Genomic DNA, 6,876 nt, shown 5'->3' with positions numbered 1-6,876 from the left:
TACCAGAAGAAGTACGGCTCATGGCCGGACGCCTTGAACCGCAACGCGACAAATTCCGTCGTGCCGCCGAGGATCGCTGTCGTCAGCGCGTAGGGAAGCCCGACTGCAAGTGCCCTGATCCGCGCCGGAAAAAGTTCCGTCTTCACCAGCATGTGGATGGAAGTGAAACCGCTCAACATGACTAACCCGAGGAAGCATAGGATGACCGCCGTCACCGGGCTTGTCGTGTGGCTGATGGCCTCGAAAAGAGGAACGGAGAACAGCGTGCAGCTCAAACCGAAAAAGATCAGAACGGGTCGACGCCCGATCAAGTCCGACACCAGACCGAACAACGGTTGTAGAGGCAGGTACAAGAGCAGCGCGCCAGTCGTGACGAGCGTCGAGGTCTCCTTGCTGAGCCCGGCGGAATTGACCAGGAACTTTTGCATGTACACGGTGTAAGTGTAGAAGGCGACCGTTCCGCCTACCGTGATGCCGATCGCGAGCAGAATGTTGCGCCAATGCTGGAGTAGCTGAAGCGCGACGGGCGATGAAGACTCCCGGCGACTCGCCTCGAAGTCCTGCGTTTCGCTGACGTGGCGTCTCATATACATGGCGAAGAGCGCGAGAAGACCACCGATGACGAACGGAATACGCCAGCCCCAGCTCTCGAGCTGGCTCGAAGTGAAAAGCAGTCGTTGCATGAGCAACATGAGGCCGAGGGCAAGAAGCTGTCCTGCGACGACGCTGACCTGCAGAAAGCCGAGATAGAAGCCGCGTCGATTGGCAGGGGCCACCTCGCTCAGATAGGTTGCGCTCGTGCCGTATTCACCTCCCATGCTTAGCCCTTGCAAAAGTCGTGCGGCAATGAGCAGCGCAGGGGCGAATACGCCGATGGTTTGATAACCCGGGGCTACAGCGACAATCAGGGACCCGAAGCACATCCCTGCAACCGACCACGTTAGAGCCAGCTTGCGGCCCTTGCGGTCCGCGTAGAGTCCGATCAACCAGCTTCCAAGAGGTCGGGCAACATATCCCACCGCAGCGATCGCGGCAGTGTTCATCAGCTGCACTGTGGGGTTTTCGCTCGGAAAGAACGACGAAGCGAAATAGATGGAGAAGATGCTGTAAGCGAGAAAGTCGTACCACTCGATCAGGTTGCCCATGAGCCCGCCGATCAATGAGCGCAGGCGCACCGCCTCGGCGCGTATCTCCTCCGCCTCTGAACCGGCGGTCGCCGGGTCTTGTCGCATAGCGTGATCGGGAATCCTTGTCATACCGATGTCTCCTGCGTCGCCGTCTTTTGGGATGTATTCGTCGTGGTCAGCCGGCTTTGTACCGTTCTTCGAGCTGGTCGTACATCGGCTTCTTTACGAGCCGCTGGCGCTCGCCAAAGGGGGCGACAATCGTCGGGTCTTCGTCGAGTTGGCCCTTCGACTGCAATCGGCCGAGCGCCTGCTGCATGCCGTGCACAGCGCCCTGAAGTGCAGCGTTCGCATAGAGCACTAGTCCATACCCGAATCGCTCGAGCGTGTCGCGGCTTTGAACCGGGGTCTTCCCACCAATCACGATGTTGATCAACAAGGGCACTTCAAAGAGAGCAGGCAGGCGTTCGACATTCGAAAGGCCTTCCATCGCCTCGATAAACAGGATGTCCGCGCCGGCCTCGACGAAGCGGTGGCCGCGTTCGATGGCGTCGTCGATACCGTGCACCGCTGCGGCGTCGGTGCGCGCGATGATCTGGAAGTGCTCGTCTTCGCGCGCGTCGGTTGCCGCTCGAATCTTGCTTACCATCTCCTCCGTGCTGATGACATGCTTGCCCGCGAAATGCCCGCATTTCTTCGGCATGACCTGATCTTCGAGCTGGATGGCATCTGCCCCCGCGCGTTCAAGCGTGCGTACGGCGTGATGCACATTCAACGCATTGCCGAATCCCGTATCGGCATCGACAACCAGCGGCAGGTCGACGGCATCCCGAACCCGCGCGGCATGTTCTGCCATGTCGCTTAATCCGATGAAGCCAAGGTCGGGAAGACCTAACGACATGTTCGTGACGCCGGCACCTGTGAGATAGATGGCGCCAAAGCCAAGGTCCTCGATGATCCGGGCGCTCATTGCGTTAAATGCTCCGGCGAGCAACAGTCCTTGTCGTGCGGCGACGTGTTGGCGAAATGCTGCTCTGCGAGAGGTGGTGGTGGAGTTCATGAGGGCTTCCTCGATCGGTAGTGAAAAGGTTTACGGCACGCGCCGCGTTAGTCGAAACGAAACAACTCCTTGGCTGACCGACTGAGAATTGCAGCTCGGGTCGATTCCTCCGGGACCCAGGTGGCGAGCGCATGGACCGACGCCGCATAGTCGATGCGGTCCTGATGCTGGGTATGCGGCCAGTCGCTACCCCATACCAGGCGCTCGCTGCCGAAAGCGTCCAGCAGGGCACCGGCGAGTTCCGTGCCGAGGCCAAGCCCGCTGTTGCCTCGCGTACTTCGATAAGCGCCCGAAAGCTTCACCCATACCCTGCCGGTGATGGCAGTCGAAAGCAGATAACTGAACCCGGGATCCGACGCTCCGGCTTCCACGTTCGGTCTGCCAAAGTGATCGACGACCACCGTGCAGCGCTGCGCAAGCAGTTCGCCGACGACCATCGGCAGATCGCTTGCGTCACGATGGACTTCGACGTGCCATCGCAGGCTATTGGCGCGCGCGAGAAGACGTGGCCAGTCGCCGCTTCGAAGGTCCGGCAGCGGCAGCCCCAGCAGGTTCAGCCGCATGCCGACAACGCCCGCATCGGCAAGTGACTCCAGCTCTTTGTCTGATACGGCTGGGTCGACCACTGCGACACCGCGAAACCGCTGCGGGTACCGTCTACATATCGCGGCAAAGAACGAGTTGTCGGTTCCGAGGAAACTGGGTTGCACGAGAACGGCGTGCGACACTTCATTCCCGGCGAGATACCGGACATACGAATCCAGCGTTGCATCGTAGTCCGGTGCGTGGCGCCGCTGCGGAGCGAGTGGCAACCCTCGCACGAACACGTGCGCATGTGAATCGACAGCGGAGACACGAGGTGCTGGGTCACGGAGCCACTCGGCTACGTCGGCTCCTGCGTCGGCAGCGTGTATTGCCGCATCGGTACTACTGAGGTCAAGAGCACTCATGGGTTCTGGCTTTCCGTTTGTTGAATACACGTCACTTGAGCGACGGCGCCGGCGTTTCGGAGACGACGACCGACGCGCGGCCGGTAGCGCGTTGCCTGCTCGTCTCGGGCAGCAGCAAGGCGGCGAGCACGACCATGCCATACGCGATTCCCGCGTCGATACCGAGCGCCGCGCCGAGCGGCATGGAGTTGCTCATGTGCCCGATCAGCACAGGGAAACTTGCAGACACGATGCGGCCGAAGTTGTAGCAGAATCCGACGCCGGTGCCCCTGATTCCCCGCGGATACAGCTCGTTGAAGAGCGCGCCAAGCGTGGCGGGGATACCGGCCGCGAAGAGGCCGAGCGGAAAGCTCAGAATGAGCATGGCCGTGTCGCCGATCGGGAGGAAGACGTACAGGTTCACGGTCGCGGCGCAGCAGACCGCGAAAAGAATGACGTTGCGGCGACGGCCTATCCGGTCCTGCAGCCACGCGCTCAGGAAACAGCCCAGAACGAACGCGACGATGACCACCGCCAGGTAGCTGCCGGTACCGAGCACGGACAGATGGCGCTCCGTCTTGAGGTAGGTCGGCAGCCAGGTCGTGATCGCGTGGTACCCGCCATGGGCGCCCAGTCCGATCAGGGCGCCGACAATCGTCGTGCGAATGACGGATGGGTGAAAGATGCCCGCCAGGGTGGCGAAGACACCGTGCTGGTCGCTTGGGTGCTTTGCGCGGCGTGGGTCGCGAGGCGGCTCCACAACGTTGCGTCGCAGATGGATGACGAGCAGTGCGGGCAGCACTCCGGCGGCGAACAGCACGCGCCACGCCCATGCGGGAGACACCCACGAGAAGACGACCGTATAAAGGATGACGGCGCCCGCCCACCCGAAGCCCCACGCGCTTTGCACAATGCCCATGGCTTTGCCTCGATGCCTGGCATTGATGGCTTCGCTCAGAAGCACCGCACCAGCCGTCCATTCGCCGCCAAAACCTAAGCCTTGGAGCGCCTTCAGTACCAGTAGCTGGTCGAAGTTTTGCGCAAAAGCGCTCAGAAACGTGAAAAGCGAGAACCACATGACCGTTATCTGCAGCGTGCGTACCCGGCCGAACCGGTCGGAAAGCGTGCCTGCGAGCAGTCCCCCAAGCGCGCCCGCGACCAGCGTGGCACCGCCGATCAGGCCGGCTTCGTCCTTGCCGATGCCCCAGGTAGCCAGCAACGTGGGAATGACGAGGCTAAAGAGCTGGGTATCCACGCCGTCCAGCCCCCATCCCGCGAAGCAGCTCCACAGTGCTCTCTTCTCGGCTCGAGAGATTTCCGCGTACCAGCGCATAGTCCGTCTCCTTGTCCGGCGTATCTCGCCTTGATGTATCGATCGTTGCCGCCAGTCTAGGATGCACAGTTGATCGCGGGTACTATGGAAACGATCTTTATTCATAACGCGGCAATATGGAATCTGCACGAAACCTCAAGTACTTCGTGGCGGTCGCGGACGCGGGAAGCGTGACGGGCGCCGCCCAGGCGCTGGGCATTGCGCAGCCGGCGCTAAGCCAGGCCATTACCCGAATGGAGCGCGAACTCGGCGTCAAGCTGTTCGAGCGCACACGGCGTGGCGCCGCGCTGACCACCGCTGGCGCGGCGATCGTGGACGACATTCGCCTCGGCGTTTCGCGTATCGACGCCGCAGAAAAGCGGGCCCGGGACATTGGCGCCCAACTTGGCGGCAGACTGACGGTCGGGTTCGCGTCCGCGGCGTTGTTCGACGTGCTGCCGAGAGCGATCGCGGCGCTGCGGGCCCAGGCACCCGGCGTCGAGCTGGTGCTGAAGGAAATGAGCAACGCCGAGCAGGCCGCCGCACTCGAGGAGGGGAGCGTCGATCTGGGCCTGCTCCATACGCCAGTGGCCGTGGGCGGCAAGATGCGCGAGAAGCTGATCGCCCGGGAGCGGCTGCTCGCGGTGATGCCAGTCGCACACCCGGTTTCGGATGACGGCAAGGTGAGTCTGCGCGAGCTTGCCGACCTGGGGCTCGTCTGGTTTCCGCACGATCAGCTTCCCGTGATTCGAGCGGGGATCCTGAGCGCCTTCAGGAAGGCGGGATGCGAAGCGAACGTCGTCCAGCACGCAAACCGCTCGCTCACGGTGCTAGCCTGCGTCGCCGCCGGCTGCGGCGCGTCCTTGTTGCCGCAGTCCGTGCAGGCCATTCAGTTTGCTGGCGTCAGACTGTGCGAGGTCCGCGATGGCGCCTCGCTCCCGTTCTTCGAGCTGAGCGCAATCTGGCCGCACCGTTCGAAGCCGGCCCTCGCAGATAAGTTCGCATCGTTGCTTCGTCCGAATCTCTCGAAGTCTGGGTCCGCCAGGCGATCGTAACGGGATCGAGGTGGTTTCGACGGCGGCTGCCCTGAGTTGTGGATTACCTCCAGGCTTTACAGCATCCGAACGGTACTTGAAGCGTTCGTTGCCGGCTTGCTGTTCGGACCGTGCCTTTGATTTGTGGCGAAGTGGATCGAGCGCGCCCGCGATCCCGAACTCGAAAGCATCGAGAGACAGCGGCGGGAGGAGGACCGTTTGGGCCGCCTCCGAAGGCGGTCCCGGCGTCGAATCCAGTCTTCATGCGCCCGTGGATATCTCCATTTGCCTCGTCTCCTAGATATTTGAGCACGATCTGCGGGATTTCCCTAGGCTCGGATAGGTGGGGCGCCACGGGCTGAAAGCACGCTGGGCTCGCCATGTCCTCAACCTTGCCGAAGGACGCGAGCGTCGGCGCGCTTCAGTCGCAACTCCTTGTCTCTGCGTGAGAAATTGCGGAAGCATAGGCTGCCGTCGGGGTGGTGAGTTCAAACTTAAGTGAACAAAGTTCAAAGTTAAGTGAATTGTCGAGATTCATTTTACAGGTTGCTGAAATGCCGGCGGTATCGCGTCGTCGCGGCAGGCCCTTGAAGCGTTGATAGCAAGACTTCACTGGCCCTCTGGAGATCACGCGCGGCGCCGATACGTTCACCAACATCTCGGCGATGGAATGGGCCGTCTCCCCGGCGAACCGTGCCAGCGATTGGAGCTCGCTGGCGATCCGGCCAAAGCGCTGCTGGCTAACCCGGAACACGCCCTCGTACAGGTCGGCCGGGTCTTTACAGACCTCACTGTGTGCAGACCGTCCATCAGCATCGTGGCGTGCACACTATGCCGTGCAAAAAGGGTTCTAAGGAAGGCCAAGTCAATCAGCACCAGCACGGCTACGTGGCCAAGGAGGAAGCGCACTAGGTTGCCGGGGTTCAGCGACAACGTGAACGGGTACGCGGGAAGCCTGCCTGGTGACGGCAACAGCCCGCAGGGTTGTGTGGTGGGCGAGACGAGTTCCCCTGGCGATCGCCAGGACCGTCGCTGGTGAAAGCGACGTGGTGCAGGCGATCAGCTCCTTTTCGAGCCGGACGTCGAGATGGTTCGGCAATTCCCCCTCCGCAACGTTTCATCTGCCCTTGATCGGCTGATCGTCGTGCAGCTGACTTCGGGCGACAGCCGAAAGTAATGGCACCCCATATGGATCCGCAGCGGTGCTGCAGGCCCGTGCAGCACTTCACTGACAAACGCGGCGGTCGACACTGTCGGAACTGGTTCGGTTACTACTCGGTGGCCGTCTGGACTATAATCCTGACAGTTCTAGCGGCGGTGGCCTTCTCCACCCCGCACTTTTGGGCCGAATAGGAGAAACCTGATTACCTCACTTGCACGCGTGTTGTTCCCGCAAGAGCGGGGCACTCGGGCGATC

General features: G+C 61.7%; 6 protein-coding genes. 1 reads left to right on the top strand and 5 read right to left on the bottom strand.

All coding sequences use genetic code 11. The features are described from left to right. The 4 genes from P3T40_RS38815 to P3T40_RS38800 all read right to left on the bottom strand — a co-directional run. A partial coding sequence (locus P3T40_RS38815; protein WP_429272991.1) for an MFS transporter occupies positions 1 to 1,256 on the bottom strand: 1,256 nt, incomplete at its 3' end. Between the two features lie 46 nt (positions 1,257 to 1,302). Continuing rightward, positions 1,303 to 2,184, bottom strand: coding sequence for an isocitrate lyase/PEP mutase family protein (locus tag P3T40_RS38810; protein ID WP_429272990.1), 882 nt, complete (start codon positions 2,182 to 2,184; stop codon positions 1,303 to 1,305). Positions 2,185 to 2,231: 47 nt separating this feature from the next. Continuing rightward, positions 2,232 to 3,134: an amidohydrolase family protein gene (locus P3T40_RS38805; RefSeq protein WP_429272989.1), complete on the bottom strand. Its 903-nt coding sequence runs from the start codon at positions 3,132 to 3,134 to the stop codon at positions 2,232 to 2,234. A gap of 31 nt (positions 3,135 to 3,165) precedes the next feature. After that, complete coding sequence (locus P3T40_RS38800) at positions 3,166 to 4,446, bottom strand: MFS transporter (RefSeq protein ID WP_429272988.1); 1,281 nt, start codon at positions 4,444 to 4,446, stop codon at positions 3,166 to 3,168. 116 nt (positions 4,447 to 4,562) lie between these two features. Here P3T40_RS38800 and P3T40_RS38795 point away from each other — a divergent pair, with 116 nt between their 5' ends. After that, entirely contained in the window at positions 4,563 to 5,480 is a 918-nt protein-coding gene (locus tag P3T40_RS38795; protein ID WP_429272987.1) for a LysR family transcriptional regulator, read from the top strand. A 400-nt stretch (positions 5,481 to 5,880) separates the two neighbouring features. Here the strand turns inward: P3T40_RS38795 and P3T40_RS38790 are convergent, their stop codons facing one another. Then, positions 5,881 to 6,213: a hypothetical protein gene (locus tag P3T40_RS38790; protein WP_429272986.1), complete on the bottom strand. Its 333-nt coding sequence runs from the start codon at positions 6,211 to 6,213 to the stop codon at positions 5,881 to 5,883. Positions 6,214 to 6,876: the final 663 nt, after the last annotated feature.

This window comes from Paraburkholderia sp. EB58, assembly GCF_050436665.1.
Lineage (GTDB): Bacteria > Pseudomonadota > Gammaproteobacteria > Burkholderiales > Burkholderiaceae > Paraburkholderia.
Note: the sequence above shows the minus strand (reverse complement) of the source record. Positions and strands in the feature narration are given on the sequence as shown.